We start from the raw sequence: 16,724 nt of genomic DNA on the forward strand, positions 1-16,724 counted from the left end.
CCTGGACTTCCACCGGATGGCCCGGCCATGAAGGTCTTCAATCTGGCCTGTCAGGCCGGGCATGGATTCGAGGGCTGGTTTGGCTCCGAGGCCGACTACCTCGACCAGCAGGCGCGTGGCCTGTTGACCTGTCTCTTGTGCGGTAACGCGCAGGTCGAGCGCCGGCCCTCGGCGCCCCGGCTCAACTTGTCTGGTGCGCGCGAGCCGACGCCGCCGGCCATGACGCCAGCTCCATCCTCATCGCCTGTGAGCCCGGCTGTCGTGCCGACTGCTTCATCGCCGGCTGCCGCTGCCGACCTGACGCCCGAGGCGCGCTACCTGCAACTCGCCCGCCAGATGCTGGCGCAGACCGAGGACGTGGGCACGCAGTTCACCGAAGAGGTGCGCCGCATCCACTACGGCGAGGCCGAGCACCGCAACCTGCGCGGCGAGACCACGCCCGAGCAGCGCCAGGAATTGCACGAAGAAGGCATCGAGGTCTTCAGCCTGCCGATTCCTGCCGCGCTCAAGGGCCCGCTGCAGTAGGTCGCTTAAAGAACCCGGCCCGGGTTGAGAAGATTCTTCGGGTCGAGCGCGTGCTTGATCGAGCGCATCAGCGCCAGTGCCACCGGCGATTTGCGCCGCGCCAGTTCGTCGCGCTTGAGCGCGCCGATGCCGTGCTCGGCCGAGATCGAGCCACCGTGGGCCATCACCGCGTCGTAGACCAGCGCGTTGACGCCGGGCTCGCAGTCGCGCAGGAAGTCGGCGGCGGCCACGCCTGCGGGCGCCTGCACGTTGTAATGCAGATTGCCATCGCCCAGGTGGCCGAAGTTGACCAGGCGTGCGCCCGGGAATGCCTGCTCCAGAGCCCCATCGGTGGCGGTGCAGAAGGCCGGAATGCGTGAGACGGGCAGGGCGATGTCGTGCTTGATGTTGAGGCCCTCCTGGGCTTGCGCCATCGAGATCGACTCGCGCAGGTGCCACATCGCGCTGGATTGCGCCACGCTCTCGGCCACCGCCGCGTCCTCGATCAGGCCGCGCTCCAGAGCCGCTTCCAGCAGTCCTTCAAACAGCGTGCGGGCGTGTGCTTCGCTCTCGGCGTCCGACACCTCCAGCAGCACCGTCCACGGGCTGGACGGCAGCGGCTGGGTCAGTTTCGGGAAGTGCTTGCGCACCAGCGCGAGCGACAGCGTGTTCATGACCTCGAAGCCGGTCAGCGTTGCGGCGGCACGGGCCTGCGCCAGTTGCAGCAGGTCGACGCAGCTCTCCAGGCTGTCGCACGCCGCCAGCGCCGTCATGGTGGCGGCCGGCTGCGGCTGCAGGCGCAGCACGGCGGCGGTGATCACGCCCAGCGTGCCTTCGCTGCCCACGTACAGCTGGCGCAGGTCGTAGCCGGTGTTGTCCTTGCGCAGGCCGGACAGGCCGCTCCAGACCTCGCCCTGCGGCGTGACCACTTCCAGGCCCAGGCAGAGTTCGCGCGCGTTGCCGTAGCGCAGCACCTGGGTGCCGCCGGCGTTGCTGGCCAGGTTGCCGCCGATGGTGCAACTGCCTTCCGAGGCCAGGCTCAGCGGCAGCAGCAGGCCGGCGTCGGCGGCGGCCTGCTGGGCGGCGTGCAGCACGCAGCCGGCTTCCACCGTCAGCGTCAGGTTGGCGGTGTCGATGGCGCGGATGCGGTTGAGCCGGTCGAGCTTGAGCAGCACCTGCTTGCCGCTGGCGTCCGGTACCGAGCCGCCCACCAGCCCGGTGTTGCCGCCTTGCGGCACCACGGCCACGTCGTGTGCATCGCACAGGCGCAGGACGGCCGCGACTTTATCGGTGCTGCCCGGCCGCACCACGGCGAGTGCGCGGCCCCAGTAGCGGCGGCGCCAGTCGAGTTCGTAGGCGCTCAGATCGCCTTCGGTCAGCACATGGTCGGCGCCGATTGCATCGCGCAGATCGTCCAGAAAGCGGCTGGCGTGGCTCATGGGGAATGTGATCAGGTGTTGGCGGCGGTGGTTGGCACGCCCGCCGCCAGTCGCTGGCGCACATGCCAGGCGCAGGCGGTGAACAGCAGCAGCGACAGCAGCAGCTGCCCGGCCGCGCAGGCGATGCCCAGGGGCGGGCCTGCGCCGTCTGGCGTGTTGATGCGCACGGCGGCCTCGGCCACATACAACCACACCGCCAGGCTCAGCCAGCGGTAGGTGTAGAGCCGCAGGCGCCACAGCCCGGGCAGCGCCAGCACCAGCGGCACCACCTTGATGGCCAGCGTGCCGCGCCCGGTGGGCGCGAGCCACAGCTCCCAGGCCAGGCCCAGCAGCACCAGCGCCAGACAGGTGGCGAACGCCAGTGCCCGGCTGCGGAGCACGCCGGGGGTGGGCACAGGGGTAGGCACGGAAGGAGACGACGGTAGATTCAAGACGGGCATCCAGGCAGCAGATTCGCGGGTCAGGGACAACCCTTTGGCATCATAGCCAGCATGTATCGACTCAATTCTTGGACGGCGCGCTGGCGTCTGGCGCGCCAGCGGCTGCACCGCGCGTGGCTTTCGTTCCAAACCTGGCCGTGGCTGGACACGCTGCGCACCCTGCGACTGCGCTTTCGGGAGGACCGGCTGGGCATCACCGCCGGCAGCCTGACCTTCACCACCACCATCGCGCTGGTGCCGCTGGCCACGGTGACGTTTGCGGTCTTCACGGCGTTTCCGATGTTCGGCGCCTTCCGCAAGGCGCTGGAGACTTACCTGATCCAGAACCTGGTGCCCGACCAGATCGCCAAGCCGGTGCTGATGCAGCTGACGCAGTTTGCGCTCAAGGCCAACCGGGTGGGGACCGTCGGGCTGGTGCTGCTGGTCATGACGGCGATTGCGCTGCTGCTGACCATCGACCGCACGCTCAACGCCATCTGGCGCGTGCGCCAGAGCCGGCCGATCGCCCAGCGCGTGCTGGTCTATTGGGCGATCGCCACGCTGGGGCCGCTGGTGCTGGGCGTGAGCCTGAGCCTGACGTCGTACGCCCTGTCCGCCTCGCGTGGCTTCGTCAGCGCCTTGCCCGGCGGCGTGTCGCTGCTGCTGAACGGGGTCGAGTTGTTGCTGATGGCCACCGGCATGGCCGGCCTGTTCCGCTTCGTGCCCAACACGCCGGTGCGCTGGGTGCATGCGGCGGCGGGTGGCGCCTTTGTGGCGGTGGGTTTCGAGATCGTCAAGCGGTTGCTGGCCTGGTACCTGGCCGCCGCGCCCACCTACACCACCATCTACGGCGCGTTTGCCACCGTGCCGATCCTGCTGGTGTGGATCTACCTGGGCTGGGTGATCGTGCTGCTGGGCGCGGTGATTGCCGCCTACGCACCCAGCCTGCAGTTGCGCACGGTGCGTCATGCGGCGGTGCCGGGCTGGCGCTTCACGCTGGCGCTGCAGGTGCTGGCCGAGCTGGCTGCCGCGCGTGACGATGCCCGGCGCGGCCTCTCGCTGGCCGATCTGGCCGAGCGCCTGCGGCTCGACCCGCTGCAGCTCGAACCCATCACCGAGACTCTGACCGGGCTCGACTGGCTGGGCCGCCTCGATGAAGACGGCTCGCCGCGCGTGGTGCTGCTGGTCGATCCGGCCCACACGCTGCTGGCGCCGCTGGTCGAGTGCCTGCTGCTCGCCGCCCGGCCCGCCAATCTGGCCCTGCGCCAGTCCTGGCTGCCGGCCGGCCTGTGCCTGGCCCAGGCGCTGCCTCCCGCCGTGGAGCCCGCAGCAGGCAAGCCCTGATGCTGATCGGCTGTGGGTGAATGAGGGGGAATTGCGGCTTTATTCAAGGCTTTCGCATTTGGGGCGCCTCACTATCCTCTTTGCATGTCTTTGCCCGGGCTCATGGGCGACATCCATCTGGAGATAACGCATGCGCAGTAACTTGCCGATCAGCCAACGGGAATACCCGTTTCCCTCAGGCCAGACGCTCGTCTCGACGACGGACCTCAAGGGTCGCATCCTCTACATGAACCCGACCTTTATCGAGGTCAGCGGTTTTGCGCGCGAGGAGTTGCTGGGCCAGCCGCATAACCTCATCCGTCACCCCGACATGCCGGAGGAAGCCTTCCGCGACATGTGGGTCTCCATCCAGGCCGGGCTGCCCTGGTCGGCACCGGTCAAGAACCGGCGCAAGAACGGCGATCACTACTGGGTGATGGCCAACGTCACCGCCTTGCTCGAAGGCGACCAGATCGCCGGCTTCATGTCCGTGCGCACCGAAGCCACCCGCGTGCAGATCCAGGAAGCCGAGGCGCTCTACACCACCATGCGCGCTGAAAAAGACGCCGGCCAGCTGGTGCACACCTTCAAGAACGGTGCGCTGCACAAGCGCAGCCTGGGCGGTGCCGTGGCGCGCCTGACGCAACTGGAGCCCGGCAAGCAGGTCGGCCTGCTGAGCTGGCTGGCGGTGGGCGCGGGGGCTGGCGCCGTCACTCTGGGCCAGGCGGTGGGCGGTGGTGCCCTCGGCTGGGGCCTGGGGCTGGGTGCGGCGGCGGCGGCGGCGGTGCTGTCCGGCCTGCGCATCCAGCACATCACGCTGGCGCCGCTGGAGAGCCTGCACCGTTTCTCCAACCGGCTGGCCGCAGGCGACCTGACACGCCGCTTCGAGGTCAAGCACCGCGGCATCATCGGCCAGTGCGAGCGCTCGATCAACCAGCTGTCGGTCAACCTGATGGCCATCGTCAGCGATGCCCGCGCCGGTGTCGAGAGCCTGCGTGGCACGGCGTCCGAGCTGGCCCAGGGCAACGAAGACCTGTCGTCGCGCACCGAAAGCCAGGCCTCCAGCCTGGAAGAAACCGCGTCGTCGATGGAGCAGATCACCGGCACGGTGCGCCAGAGCGCCGAGGCCGCGCGTGGCGTGGCCGACTTCGCCCGCACCGCTTTCGACATCACCACGCGCAGCGCCGAGGCGGTGCACAAGGTCACGAGCACCATGTCGGGCATCAGCCAGTCGTCCAACCGCATCCAGGAAATCATCCAGGTGATTGACGGCATCGCCTTCCAGACCAACATCCTGGCCCTGAACGCCGCGGTGGAAGCCGCGCGCGCGGGTGAGCAGGGCCGCGGCTTCGCGGTGGTGGCCAGCGAGGTGCGTTCGCTGGCGCAGCGCACATCCACGGCGGCACGCGAGGTCAAGCAGCTGATCGAGGAATCGGGCAACCAGGTCGAGATCGGTGCACGGCAGACTGCTGACGCCGGCAAGACCATGGATTCGGCGCTCGAAGCCGTGCAGCGCATGAGTGCGCTGGTGGTGGAGATCAACACCGGCGCGTCCGAGCAGCTCACCGGCATCTCGCAGGTCAACGAGGCCGTGGCGCACATGGACACGCTGACGCAGCAGAACGCCGCACTGGTCGAGGAACTCGCCGCCGCCGCCAGCTCGGTGCGCACGCAAAGCGAGCAGGTGTCCGAGGCCGTCTGCGTCTTCAAGCTGCTGGGCGATCGGGTAGCGGCTGCCGGCGATGCCGTCGAGCTGCGCCGCCAGATGAAGCAGGGCGAAGCCGCGCACTGACTTTGCTGAGTTTCAGGGCGTGACCGGGTTACTTTGTGCCGGAAATGTGGGCTATATTGTTTTCAACCCCCTGTTCACCCGGTTCAAGTTCGAGGTACTCCGCCATGAAAGTCAGTGACATCCTGCGCGTCAAGGGCAGCACGCTCTACACCGTTTCGCCCGATTCCCACCTGGCCGAAGCCGTCCAGACCATGAGCGAGTTCGACATCGGCTCGCTGGTCGTCATGTCGCACGGCGACCTGATCGGCATGCTGACCTTCCGCGAGGTGATCCGCGCGGTGGTGCGCAATGGCGGCACCGTCGGCACGCTGCTGGTGCGTACGGTGATGGACGACCACCCGCTGACCTGCACGCCGTCGACCGAGATCGACGAAGTGCGCCGCATGATGCTGGAGCGCCACGCCCGCTACATGCCCGTGCTGGAGCAGCGCACGCTGATGGGCGTGATCTCGTTCTACGACGTGGCCAAGGCCGTGGTCGACAGCCAGGACTTCGAGAACCGCATGCTCAAAGCCTACATCCGCGACTGGCCGGCAGATGAAACCGCCGCGCACGATGCGGCCCATGAGGTCAAGCCGCTGCTCTGAACCACTGAATCAGATCGCCACAAAGACCAAGGGCACCTCGCGGTGCCCTTTTTGCTGTGCGGTCGAGCCGCAGCGCCGGGGTTCAGCCGATCTCGACCAGGCCCATGTCGGGGCTGCTCATCAGGGCCTCGATGTCCATCAGGATCAGCATGCGCTCGGCCACGTTGGCGATGCCGGTGATGTAGCTGGTGTCCACCGACGCATCAATCTCCGGCGCCGGCTTGACGGCGTCGTGCGGCAACTCCAGCACGTCGGAGACCGAATCCACCACGGCGCCCACGACCCGGCCGCGGATGTTGAGCACGATCACCACGGTGGTGGTGTTGTAGTCGGCGCTGTCGCAGCCGAACTTCAGGCGCAGGTCGACGATCGGCACGATCACACCGCGCAGGTTGACCACGCCCTTGAAGAACGAGGCCGAATTGGCGATGCGCGTGGGCGGCTCATAGGAGCGGATTTCCTGCACCTTCAGGATCTCGATGCCGTACTCCTCATGGCCCAGGCGGAAGGTCAGAAATTCCCCCCCCAGGTGCTGGCTGGTGCCGTTGCTGCTGACCTGGCCGACGCGGCCGGTATGGCGCGCAGGTGCGCGGCCAGCGCCAGTCTGGCTGGCAGATGCGGCCATCGGGGTATCAAGAACCGTGTTCATCGTCTTCCTCACTACGGATATTCGGGGCAGTTGCCTCGCGCGCTGGGGCGAGGTGCTCAATGACTGAATGTGATTGTTGGCCGTGACACCGCTGTGCAAAGCGCGGAGCAAAGGCGCTTTTGCCCCCTTATCTACAATTCGGCGCGTTACAAGAACGCTTTTTGAACGTTTTTCCCCTGGGATCCCCACATGTCCGGCAGCACCTTCGGTCTTCTGTTTTCCGTCACCAACTTCGGTGAGAGCCACGGCCCGGCGATCGGCTGCGTCATCGACGGCTGCCCACCCGGCATGGAGTTGTCCGAGGCCGACATCCAGCCTGATCTGGACCGCCGCCGCCCTGGCACCAGCCGCCACGTCACGCAGCGCAACGAGCCCGATGCGGTCGAGATCCTCTCGGGCGTCTACGAGGGCCGCACCACCGGCACGCCGATTGCCCTGCTGATCCGCAACACCGACCAGCGCAGCAAGGACTACGGCAACATCCTCGACACCTTCCGTCCCGGCCACGCCGACTACAGCTACTGGCGCAAGTACGGCCTGCGCGACCCGCGCGGCGGCGGGCGCTCGTCGGCCCGCCTGACCGCGCCGATGGTGGCTGCCGGTGCGGTGGCCAAGAAGTGGCTGCGCGAGCACCACGGCGTGACGTTTACCGGCTGGATGAGCGCCATCGGCGAGGTCGAGATCCCGTTCGAGGACGAGGCGCAGATCCCGCTCAACCCCTTCTTCGCACCCAGCCATGCGCCCACCATCGAGCGCCTGGAAGCCTATATGGACGCCTTGCGCAAGGACGGCGACAGCTGCGGTGCGCGCATCCAGGTGGTCGCGCGCGGCATGCCGGCGGGGCTGGGCGAGCCGCTGTTCGACAAGCTCGACGCCGACATTGCCCACGCCATGATGGGCATCAACGCGGTCAAGGGCGTCGAGATCGGCGCCGGCTTTGCCAGCGTCGCGCAGCGCGGCACTCAGCATGGCGATGAACTGACGCCCGCGGGCTTTGCCAGCAACAACGCCGGCGGCGTGCTGGGCGGCATCAGCACCGGGCAGGATCTTGTGGTGAGCATCGCCATCAAGCCGACCAGTTCGATCCGCAGTCCCAAGGCCTCGGTCAACCGCGCGCTGGAGCCGACCACGGTCGAGACCTTCGGCCGCCACGACCCCTGCGTGGGCATCCGCGCTACGCCGATCGCCGAGGCCATGCTGGCGCTGGTCGTCATCGACCACGCGCTGCGCCACCGCGCCCAGTGCGGCGACGTGGCGCTGCCGGTGCCGCCGCTGGCCGGGCAGGCTTGATGGAAGCCCGTCAATCGCCCCGGCTCACCCGCTGCAGCCATCCGGCCATTTGATCCAGCCCCACCACGTGTTGCGCCGCGCCGATGCGGGCGGCTTCGCGTGGCATGCCGAAGACGACCGAGCTGGCCTCGTCCTGCGCTGCGGTGACGGCACCGGCCTCGCGCATGTCGCGCAGGCCGCGGGCACCGTCATCGCCCATGCCGGTCATGATCAGGCCCACGGCGTTGCGGCCGGCGCATTGCGCCACCGAGCGGAACAGCACATCCACCGACGGGCGGTGGTGGTTGATGAGCGGGCCGTCCACGACCTCGGCCACGTACTGCGCGCCGCTGCGCTTGAGGCGCAGGTGGCGCCCGCCCGGGGCGATCAGCACGCGGCCGCTGATGACGCGGTCGCCGTCGCGGGCTTCCACGACCTCGACCTCGCAGAGCCGGTCGAGCCGCGCGGCAAACGCGGCAGTGAACTTCTCCGGCATGTGCTGCACCACCAGGATGCCCGGCAGCGTGCGCGGCAGGTGGGGCAGCACGCGCTCCAGCGACTGCACGCCGCCGGTCGACAGGCCGATGGCGATGACCCGGTCGGTGGTGGTCGCCATGGCACCCGGGCGGGCGGGTGCGGCCATCGGCAGCGCCATGCGTGTGGCCGGTGGCGCCGCGTTGCTGAACGTCATCGCCCGCAGGTTGGCGCCGGCGGCGGCGCGCACGGCGTCGACCAGGCCGTTGGCGCGGTCTTCCAGGAATGATTTCAAGCCGATGCGCGGCTTGGTGACGAAGCTCACGGCGCCGGCGGCCAGCGCCTGCATCGTGGTCTCGCAGCCGGCTTCGGTCAGGGTCGAGCACATCACCACCGGTGTGGGTCGCTCGGCCATCAGCTGGCGCAGAAAGCTGATGCCGTCCATGCGCGGCATCTCGACGTCGAGCACCAGCACGTCGGGCCATTGCGAGCGCATCTTGGGCAGCGCGAACAGCGGATCGGCGGCGGTGGCGATCACCTCGATGCCGGCGGCGGTGAGCAGCTCCGACAGGTGCTTGCGCACCACCGCCGAGTCGTCGACGATCATGACCTTGATGGCGGGCATGGCTTGGTTTTCTCCTGTGTCAGCGCTCGGAGCGGCGCATTTGGACTTCGCCTGATTTCATGTCGAGCCGGACCATGCGCGGCACGTTGTCGCCCACGTCGACGCCCACCAGCTGGAAGCCGTGCTGGTCGATCAGCGTCCAGCCGATCTCGATGTTGCGCACGCCCACGTTGGGCTTGTGCGTCAAGTGGTCTGGCAGGGTGTCGGCGCCGCCGTAGAGGTGGGCCTCGTAGTCCTGGCAGCGCGTGCCGACGTGCTCCAGCGCCTCGACCAGCAGCGTGATGGCCTCGGTGGCGTAGCGTGCGTCGGGGCGTGTGCGGGTGCCGTGCAGGCGCTCGGGCAGCATGTAGTGGCACATGCCGCCGATGCGCCGCTGCGGGTTCCACAGCGTCACCGCCACGCACGAGCCCAGCAGCGTGCGCACCACGCTGGGCTGGTTGCCGAAGTAGAGCTGGCCCGGCATGAGCAGCAACTCGCGCCCGGGTGGTGGCTTGGCCACCACGCCTTCAGGCAGGTCATGCAGATCGGGCGGTATGCGCATAGACGGCCGTGGCGACGGCACGAATCGGGAGGTCGAGCTGGGTGAGGGATTCGGCATGGCCGGTGTAGAGGTGCCCGTCGGGTTTGAGGTGCGCCAGCACACGCCGCACGATGGCGGCCTTGGCGGGCGGATCGAAATAGATCAGGACGTTGCGCAGGAAGATCACGTCGAACTGGCCCAGCTCGCGCGGCATGTCCTGCATCAGGTTGGCGCTGCGAAAGCTCACCCGCTCGCGCAGGCCGCGCTGTATCAGCAGCTGGCCTTCGTAGTCGCCCTCGCCGCGCAGGCAGTGGCGCTTGAGTTGCGCGGGCGTCAGGTTGCGCGCCCGCTCCATCGGGTAGAGCGCGCGCTGCGCCTGCCGCACCATGGCGGTCGACAGGTCGGTGCCCACCACCGACCAGTCGCGCCGGCCCAGCACATCGGCCAGCAGCATGGCAATGCTGTAGGCCTCTTCGCCCGACGAGCTGGCTGCGCTCCACACCCGCAACGGCCCGGCGGGCGCCTGCTTTTGCGCCTGCGCCTGCAACTGCTGCCGCAGAAAGTCGAAGTGCTGCGGCTCGCGAAAGAAATAGGTTTCGTTGGTGGTAAGCTTGTCGACCACCCTCGTGAGCGCCTTTGGATCGCTGTGGTGCAGCAGGTCGCGCACGAAGTCATCGAGCCGGTCATGGCCTGCGTCCTGCGCCATGCGTTGCAGCCGGCCCTCGACCAGCGGCTTCTTGGCCGGACTCAGGCGGATGCCCGAGACGCGCGCGAACATCTCGGTCACGGCTTCGAACGACGCCGTGGACAGCGTCATGCCGCGCCCTGACGAACGTGGCTTGCAATCTCCAGCGTCAGTGCGTCTTCGTCGAGCACGCGCTCCAGGGCCAGCACCGGCACGATCTCGCCGCGCAGCCGCGCCATGCCTTCGAGGTAGTCGCCGCGAATGTCGGTGCCCAGCGACGGCACGCTCTCCAGCCCGCTGGGCGGAATGTCGGCCACTTCGTGCACGGCGTCCACCATCAGCCCGAAGGTCTGCGCGCTGCGGCTGTCGTTGCCGGGCAGCTCGACGATCACGACGCAGCTGCGCCGCGTCAGCGTGGCGCTGCTCAGGCCCAGGCGCGCGCCGAGGTCGATGACCGGCACCACCGCGCCGCGCAGGTTCATCACGCCCAGCACGAAGGCCGGCATCAGCGGCAGTGCCGTGAGCTGGCTGGATTTGAGGATCTCGCGCACCCGGTCGATCGTCACACCGTAACGGTGCTCACCGAGCGCCAGCCGCAACAGCTGGCGCGGTGCGACGTTGGCGGGGGCGTGCGAGGGCAGGGCGCTGGCTGCGTGTTGTGGTTCCATGACTTGCATGTCGACTCCTGTGGCGGCCGCGTCAGTAGCTGCCGACGGTGCTGCGGCGGCTGCGGCGCGCCACATCCGCCCACGCGCCGCCCGACTTGCTGTGGCCCGACCCACCCGAGGAGCGAGCGGCAGCAGGGGTGGTGACCATCTCGGCCTGAAGCTGGAAGAAGGCCATGAGTTCCTGCAGCTGAGTGGCCTGGGCGGAGAGCTCCTCGGCCGTGGCCGAGAGTTCTTCTGCCGCAGAAGCGTTCTGCTGCGTCGAGCCATTGACGTGATTCATCGCCGCATTGATCTGCGTGACGCTGCCGGCCTGCTCGCCCGAGGCGGCGGCGATCTCCTGCACCAGCTCGCTGGTCTTGTTGATCGAGGGCACCATCTGGCCCAGGAGCGCGCCGGCCTTCTCGGCCATCTGCACGCTCGATCCTGCGAGCTGCCCGATCTCCTGCGCCGCCACCTGGCTGCGCTCGGCGAGCTTGCGCACCTCGGCGGCCACCACCGCAAAGCCCTTGCCGTGGTCACCCGCACGAGCGGCTTCAATCGCCGCGTTCAAGGCCAGCAGATTGGTCTGGTACGCAATGTCATCGATGATCGAGATGCGCGTGGCAATCGCCTTCATCGCTTCTACCGTCTGCGCCACCGCGCCACCGCCGTCGGTGGCCTCGCGCGCGGCCTGCGTGGCCATGCCATCGGTCATCTGCGCGTTGTCGGCGTTCTGCTTGACGGAGGCCGCCATCTCCTGCAGCGAAGCACTCGTCTCCTCGATGCTCGCGGCCTGTTCCGAGGCCGACTGAGACAGCGACTGCGATGTGCTCGAGACCTGATTGGCCGCCGCCGTCAGCGAAGACGCCGCCGCATTGACCTGCGAGATGGTCGACACCAGCTGCGCCATCATCTGATTCAAGTCGCCCTGCAGGCGCTCGAAGATGCCCTCGAAGTCCCCCTCGACCGACTGGCTCAAATCCCCGTCCGAGATGCGCGACAGCGCCGCGCTGAACGTGTCCAGATTGCGCTCGGTCGCGCCCACCAGATCATTGATGCCGCCGCCCAGCAGCTTGAAGAAACCGCTGGCGTGCGCCACATCCATGCGGGCCGAGAAGTCACCGCGTGCGGCGCCCTCCACGACGGACGTCACCTCCTGCTCCAGGCGGACCTCCTCGGTGCGGTCGAACCACTCCAGCACCACGCCCGTGCGGGCACCGGCGGCGTTCTGGATCGGGCTGGCCGTCAGGGCCAGCGTGCGGCTGCCGGCGCGCGCCTCGGTGCGCACCGGGCTGTGCAGGGCGTGGACCAGGTTGGCGGGCAAGCCCATCGGGCGGGCGAACGGCTCGACCGAGCTGCCGATCAGGCGCGTGGCGGCAAAGCCCGGCACCACGCTGGCGACATCGGCCTCATGGCGGGCGAACAGCGCGTGGGCGGCCTCGTTGGCATAGCGCACCGTGCCCTCGGCATTGGCGATCAACACCGCGCCGGGCGTGCCGTCCAGGGCGGTGCGGATGCGCAGGTTCTCGGCGGCGGCGGCGGCAGCCTCACGCAGGCGGGCGCGGACGGACTCGACCGCGTCGTTGACGAAGCGCTTCTTGCCGGGGAAGAGCTCAAGCGGGGCGTCGAAGTCGCCCTCGCCGAAGGACTGCATGACGCCGAGCGCCTGACGCTTGACCGAGATGTGGCCGGCGACCATGGCGTTGATGTGCCCGGCCATGCTGGCGTACTCGCCGGCGTACTGCTGCGGCGCGATGAAGACGTCGATGTCCCCTCTCTCGTGTTCTGCCGACATGGTGTTGACCGACTCGATCAGGCCGTTCACCGTGTGGCGCACCTGCTCGACCGAGCGCGCCAGCTGGGCGAGCTCGTCGCTGCCCTGCACCTCGATGGTGTCTGAGAAACGGCCGGCGGCAATGTCGGCGGCAGAGGCTTGTACCTGCTTGAGCGGGCGGGTGATGCTGAGCGCGACCCCCCAGATCAGCAAGCCGGTGCCCAGCGCCACGGCGGCGCACAGCGTCAGGGCCAGGCGCTCGGCGGCGGCGGTCATCTCACCCACCACGCCGGTTTCGGCCTGCAGGCGCGCGGAGGTACCGCCGATGAACGCGTCCATGCTGGTTTGCAGGTCGGCGCTGGCCTTGTCGAATTGCGGCATCAAGGCATTGCCCGCCGCCGGGCCGCCCTTGACGTAGGCCTGCGCCATGGTGACGCCAGCGGCGTAATAGACATCGAACTGACCGTGCAGCCGGTCGAGCGTCGCCAGTTCCGCCGTGGCGCCACGGTGTGTCAATGCGGTGCGAAAGCGCTCCAGCCCGGCGATGAATTCGGCCTTGTTCCTGGCTGCTGCCGCAAAGCCGTCATCCAGCCCGTCCAGCGCCCGCGTGGCTGACACGTCCGACAGGAACTGCTGCACCTGCACCACGTTGCGCTGCATGTCCTTGCCGAGCATCGCGTCATCGACCAGCGCCGGCATCGTGACCTGCGAATGCGCGCGCAACTGCTCCAGCGTCGGTATGAGCCAGAGCGCGAAGGCGCAGATCATCAGCACCGGCAACGCGGCACCGAGGAACAGGCGCCACGTGATGGACAAGCGCCGGGCGAGGCTGCCAGTGCGGGATGGCAAGGGGCGGTCAGGGGTCATCATGTTCTCGGGTGAGGCGTGTCAGGCGTGGTGCCGGTTCAGAACGAGCTGAAGCTGCTTTCGTCGACCACATCGGCCCAGGCACCGGAGGCCTTGCTGCGGCTGGACGGGCTGGTGGTCGATGCGTGGTGGTGCGAGGCCTTGCCATGGCGCTGGGCGGCGATGCGCGGCACGCTGGAGAACGCTGCTGCAGGCACAGGGCGGGTGTGGCCCGCGCTGGCGTGACCGCGACTCTGAGCGGCAGCAGGCGGCGTGACCATCTCGGCCTGAAGCTGGAAGAAGGCCATGAGTTCCTGCAGCTGAGTGGCCTGGGCGGAGAGCTCCTCGGCCGTGGCCGAGAGTTCTTCTGCCGCAGAAGCGTTCTGCTGCGTCGAGCCATTGACGTGATTCATCGCCGCATTGATCTGCGTGACGCTGCCGGCCTGCTCGCCCGAGGCGGCGGCGATCTCCTGCACCAGCTCGCTGGTCTTGTTGATCGAGGGCACCATCTGGCCCAGGAGCGCGCCGGCCTTCTCGGCCATCTGCACGCTCGATCCTGCGAGCTGCCCGATCTCCTGCGCCGCCACCTGGCTGCGCTCGGCGAGCTTGCGCACCTCGGCGGCCACCACCGCAAAGCCCTTGCCGTGGTCACCCGCACGAGCGGCTTCAATCGCCGCGTTCAAGGCCAGCAGATTGGTCTGGTACGCAATGTCATCGATGATCGAGATGCGCGTGGCAATCGCCTTCATCGCTTCTACCGTCTGCGCCACCGCGCCACCGCCGTCGGTGGCCTCGCGCGCGGCCTGCGTGGCCATGCCATCGGTCATCTGCGCGTTGTCGGCGTTCTGCTTGACGGAGGCCGCCATCTCCTGCAGCGAAGCACTCGTCTCCTCGATGCTCGCGGCCTGTTCCGAGGCCGACTGAGACAGCGACTGCGATGTGCTCGAGACCTGATTGGCCGCCGCCGTCAGCGAAGACGCCGCCGCATTGACCTGCGAGATGGTCGACACCAGCTGCGCCATCATCTGATTCAAGTCGCCCTGCAGGCGCTCGAAGATGCCCTCGAAGTCCCCCTCGACCGACTGGCTCAAATCCCCGTCCGAGATGCGCGACAGCGCCGCGCTGAACGTGTCCAGATTGCGCTCGGTCGCGCCCACCAGATCATTGATGCCGCCGCCCAGCAGCTTGAAGAAACCGCTGGCGTGCGCCACATCCATGCGGGCCGAGAAGTCACCGCGTGCGGCGCCCTCCACGACGGACGTCACCTCCTGCTCCAGGCGGACCTCCTCGGTGCGGTCGAACCACTCCAGCACCACGCCCGTGCGGGCACCGGCGGCGTTCTGGATCGGGCTGGCCGTCAGGGCCAGCGTGCGGCTGCCGGCGCGCGCCTCGGTGCGCACCGGGCTGTGCAGGGCGTGGACCAGGTTGGCGGGCAAGCCCATCGGGCGGGCGAACGGCTCGACCGAGCTGCCGATCAGGCGCGTGGCGGCAAAGCCCGGCACCACGCTGGCGACATCGGCCTCATGGCGGGCGAACAGCGCGTGGGCGGCCTCGTTGGCATAGCGCACCGTGCCCTCGGCATTGGCGATCAACACCGCGCCGGGCGTGCCGTCCAGGGCGGTGCGGATGCGCAGGTTCTCGGCGGCGGCGGCGGCAGCCTCACGCAGGCGGGCGCGGACGGACTCGACCGCGTCGTTGACGAAGCGCTTCTTGCCGGGGAAGAGCTCAAGCGGGGCGTCGAAGTCGCCCTCGCCGAAGGACTGCATGACGCCGAGCGCCTGACGCTTGACCGAGATGTGGCCGGCGACCATGGCGTTGATGTGCCCGGCCATGCTGGCGTACTCGCCGGCGTACTGCTGCGGCGCGATGAAGACGTCGATGTCCCCTCTCTCGTGTTCTGCCGACATGGTGTGCATGTCGTTGATCAGCCGCAGCAGCGTGCTGCGGGCCTGCTCGAATGAGGCACCGATCTGCGCCAGCTCGTCCTGGCCAGCCGCGTGCACCGGCTGGTCGAGCGTGCCGGAGGCGATCAGGTCGGCGTCAGCCTGCAGCCGGCGGGCCGAGCGGCGGATCGAGTGCGTGATGGCGCTGTACAGGTAGAGCGCCAGCAGCAGGCCCAGCGCCGACAGGCCAGCCTGCCAGTTGCGGTGTGCGGTGAGATTCGCGTCGCGCGCCTGGAGCAGGTTCTTCAGCAGGTCGGTGGTTTCGCGGTGAAAGGTGTTGATCTTCTCGACCGTCTCGGCACCCCGGCGCACGTGCGCCACCGGATCGCCCTGGAGCTTGCCTTCCTGGCGCAGCGCCACGACGGAGGCGACGAACGGCTCCACCGCCCGCTGGGCCTCGGCCCAGGCCTTGGGCGGCTCGACGCCGGAGCGTTGCAGGGCGTCGAGCTGACGCTGCACGCCCTGCTGCGCCTTCTCCAGCTGCAGCAGCTGGGCATTGAGCTGGCTGGTGTCCGCAGCGGTCCACTCGCCCACCTGCAGCGCCAGCGTGCCGACGGTGCGGATGGTGGTCATCGCCTCCATGTAGGGGAAGGTGCGCTCGGTGGCGGCCGACATCAGGTAGTAGGTGGCGGCTTCCGGGTCGAGCGTCAGCCCGCTGGCTTCGGCGGCACGCAGGTTGAATTCGTACAGGTCGCGCATCAGCGCGGTGTGCTGGCTGACCGAGGTGTTGGCGTCCTTGGCGCCTTGCGCGCCGGTCACGCCCAGCACGTCGGTACGCACCTTGGCCCAGTCCTTGTCGAGGTTCAGCGGCACGGCATCGGCGCCGATGGTCTGCATGAGCTTGTCGATGGCTGCGCGCGTCGCAGGCCTCTGGCTGTCGGCCTCGGTGTTGCCCTTGAGCGCGAGGTAGGTCTGGCCCCGGTGGCGCAGCACCTCGGTGATGAGGTTCTGGGTCTGCGTGGCGATCTCCAGTCCCTGCAGTTCGGTGCGCGTGGCGTTGATCGCGTCGGTCGAGGTCTTCAGGGTGCTGACCAGCAGGCTGGCCATCGGCACGAACAGCACCGCCGAGATGAGTGCCACCTTGCTGCTCAGGCGCAACCGGGACAGCAGCGGCGAGAGCGGGGCAAATACCCGGTCCACGGCACTGGATGATGTACTGGGCGAAGTGGGCGGCACCAGCGGTGCGGCTGCGGTGCGGCGGTTCAAAGAGTCCATGGTGGCTCCGGAG

Annotated in this window: 14 protein-coding genes; 5 read left to right on the forward strand and 9 right to left on the reverse strand. The window is 68.5% G+C overall.

Annotated elements, in window-relative coordinates; translation table 11 throughout:
• Window positions 1-27: 27 nt before the first annotated feature.
• A complete protein-coding gene (locus AC5IG3_RS08595; RefSeq protein WP_491905869.1) occupies window positions 28-525 on the forward strand; it encodes a DUF1178 family protein in 498 nt (165 codons plus the stop codon).
• Between the two features lie 5 nt (window positions 526-530).
• On the opposite strand, the gene AC5IG3_RS08600 is transcribed toward AC5IG3_RS08595, so the two are convergent.
• Window positions 531-1,943, reverse strand: a complete 1,413-nt coding sequence (locus AC5IG3_RS08600) for an FAD-binding oxidoreductase (RefSeq protein WP_491905870.1) — start codon at window positions 1,941-1,943, stop codon at window positions 531-533.
• Window positions 1,944-1,954: 11 nt separating this feature from the next.
• A complete protein-coding gene (locus tag AC5IG3_RS08605; RefSeq protein WP_491905871.1) occupies window positions 1,955-2,350 on the reverse strand; it encodes a DUF2069 domain-containing protein in 396 nt (131 codons plus the stop codon).
• An 84-nt stretch (window positions 2,351-2,434) separates the two neighbouring features.
• Between AC5IG3_RS08605 and AC5IG3_RS08610 the strand changes: the two genes are divergently transcribed.
• From AC5IG3_RS08610 to AC5IG3_RS08620, 3 genes are all read left to right on the forward strand, one after another.
• Window positions 2,435-3,706, forward strand: coding sequence for a YihY family inner membrane protein (locus tag AC5IG3_RS08610; RefSeq protein WP_491905872.1), 1,272 nt, complete (start codon window positions 2,435-2,437; stop codon window positions 3,704-3,706).
• 130 nt (window positions 3,707-3,836) lie between these two features.
• Window positions 3,837-5,477, forward strand: coding sequence for a methyl-accepting chemotaxis protein (locus tag AC5IG3_RS08615; RefSeq protein WP_491905873.1), 1,641 nt, complete (start codon window positions 3,837-3,839; stop codon window positions 5,475-5,477).
• Between the two features lie 104 nt (window positions 5,478-5,581).
• Complete coding sequence (locus tag AC5IG3_RS08620) at window positions 5,582-6,064, forward strand: CBS domain-containing protein (protein ID WP_491905874.1); 483 nt, start codon at window positions 5,582-5,584, stop codon at window positions 6,062-6,064.
• An 82-nt stretch (window positions 6,065-6,146) separates the two neighbouring features.
• On the opposite strand, the gene AC5IG3_RS08625 is transcribed toward AC5IG3_RS08620, so the two are convergent.
• On the reverse strand, window positions 6,147-6,713 hold the full coding sequence (locus tag AC5IG3_RS08625) for a chemotaxis protein CheW (protein ID WP_491905875.1): 567 nt from the start codon (window positions 6,711-6,713) through the stop codon (window positions 6,147-6,149).
• 189 nt (window positions 6,714-6,902) lie between these two features.
• Here AC5IG3_RS08625 and aroC point away from each other — a divergent pair, with 189 nt between their 5' ends.
• On the forward strand, window positions 6,903-8,003 hold the full coding sequence (gene aroC / locus AC5IG3_RS08630; RefSeq protein ID WP_491905876.1) for a chorismate synthase: 1,101 nt from the start codon (window positions 6,903-6,905) through the stop codon (window positions 8,001-8,003).
• A gap of 10 nt (window positions 8,004-8,013) precedes the next feature.
• Here the strand turns inward: aroC and AC5IG3_RS08635 are convergent, their stop codons facing one another.
• The 6 genes from AC5IG3_RS08635 to AC5IG3_RS08660 are packed head-to-tail and all read right to left on the reverse strand — an operon-like array spanning window position 8,014 to window position 16,711.
• Complete coding sequence (locus AC5IG3_RS08635; protein ID WP_491905877.1) at window positions 8,014-9,081, reverse strand: protein-glutamate methylesterase/protein-glutamine glutaminase; 1,068 nt, start codon at window positions 9,079-9,081, stop codon at window positions 8,014-8,016.
• 19 nt (window positions 9,082-9,100) lie between these two features.
• A complete protein-coding gene (locus tag AC5IG3_RS08640) occupies window positions 9,101-9,622 on the reverse strand; it encodes a chemotaxis protein CheD (RefSeq protein ID WP_491905878.1) in 522 nt (173 codons plus the stop codon).
• Entirely contained in the window at window positions 9,597-10,418 is an 822-nt protein-coding gene (locus AC5IG3_RS08645) for a CheR family methyltransferase (protein WP_491905879.1), read from the reverse strand. Before AC5IG3_RS08645 ends, AC5IG3_RS08640 begins: the two co-directional genes overlap by 26 nt.
• Entirely contained in the window at window positions 10,415-10,963 is a 549-nt protein-coding gene (locus AC5IG3_RS08650; protein WP_491905880.1) for a chemotaxis protein CheW, read from the reverse strand. The genes AC5IG3_RS08645 and AC5IG3_RS08650 overlap by 4 nt, the downstream gene beginning before the upstream one ends.
• A gap of 22 nt (window positions 10,964-10,985) precedes the next feature.
• Window positions 10,986-13,574: a methyl-accepting chemotaxis protein gene (locus AC5IG3_RS08655; protein WP_491905881.1), complete on the reverse strand. Its 2,589-nt coding sequence runs from the start codon at window positions 13,572-13,574 to the stop codon at window positions 10,986-10,988.
• A gap of 38 nt (window positions 13,575-13,612) precedes the next feature.
• The gene (locus AC5IG3_RS08660; RefSeq protein WP_491905882.1) at window positions 13,613-16,711 is read right to left on the reverse strand and encodes a methyl-accepting chemotaxis protein; all 3,099 of its coding nucleotides are present in this window, start codon (window positions 16,709-16,711) and stop codon (window positions 13,613-13,615) included.
• Window positions 16,712-16,724: the final 13 nt, after the last annotated feature.

Source organism: Leptothrix sp. (in: b-proteobacteria), from assembly GCF_965250675.1.
Classification (GTDB): domain Bacteria; phylum Pseudomonadota; class Gammaproteobacteria; order Burkholderiales; family Burkholderiaceae_C; genus Sphaerotilus.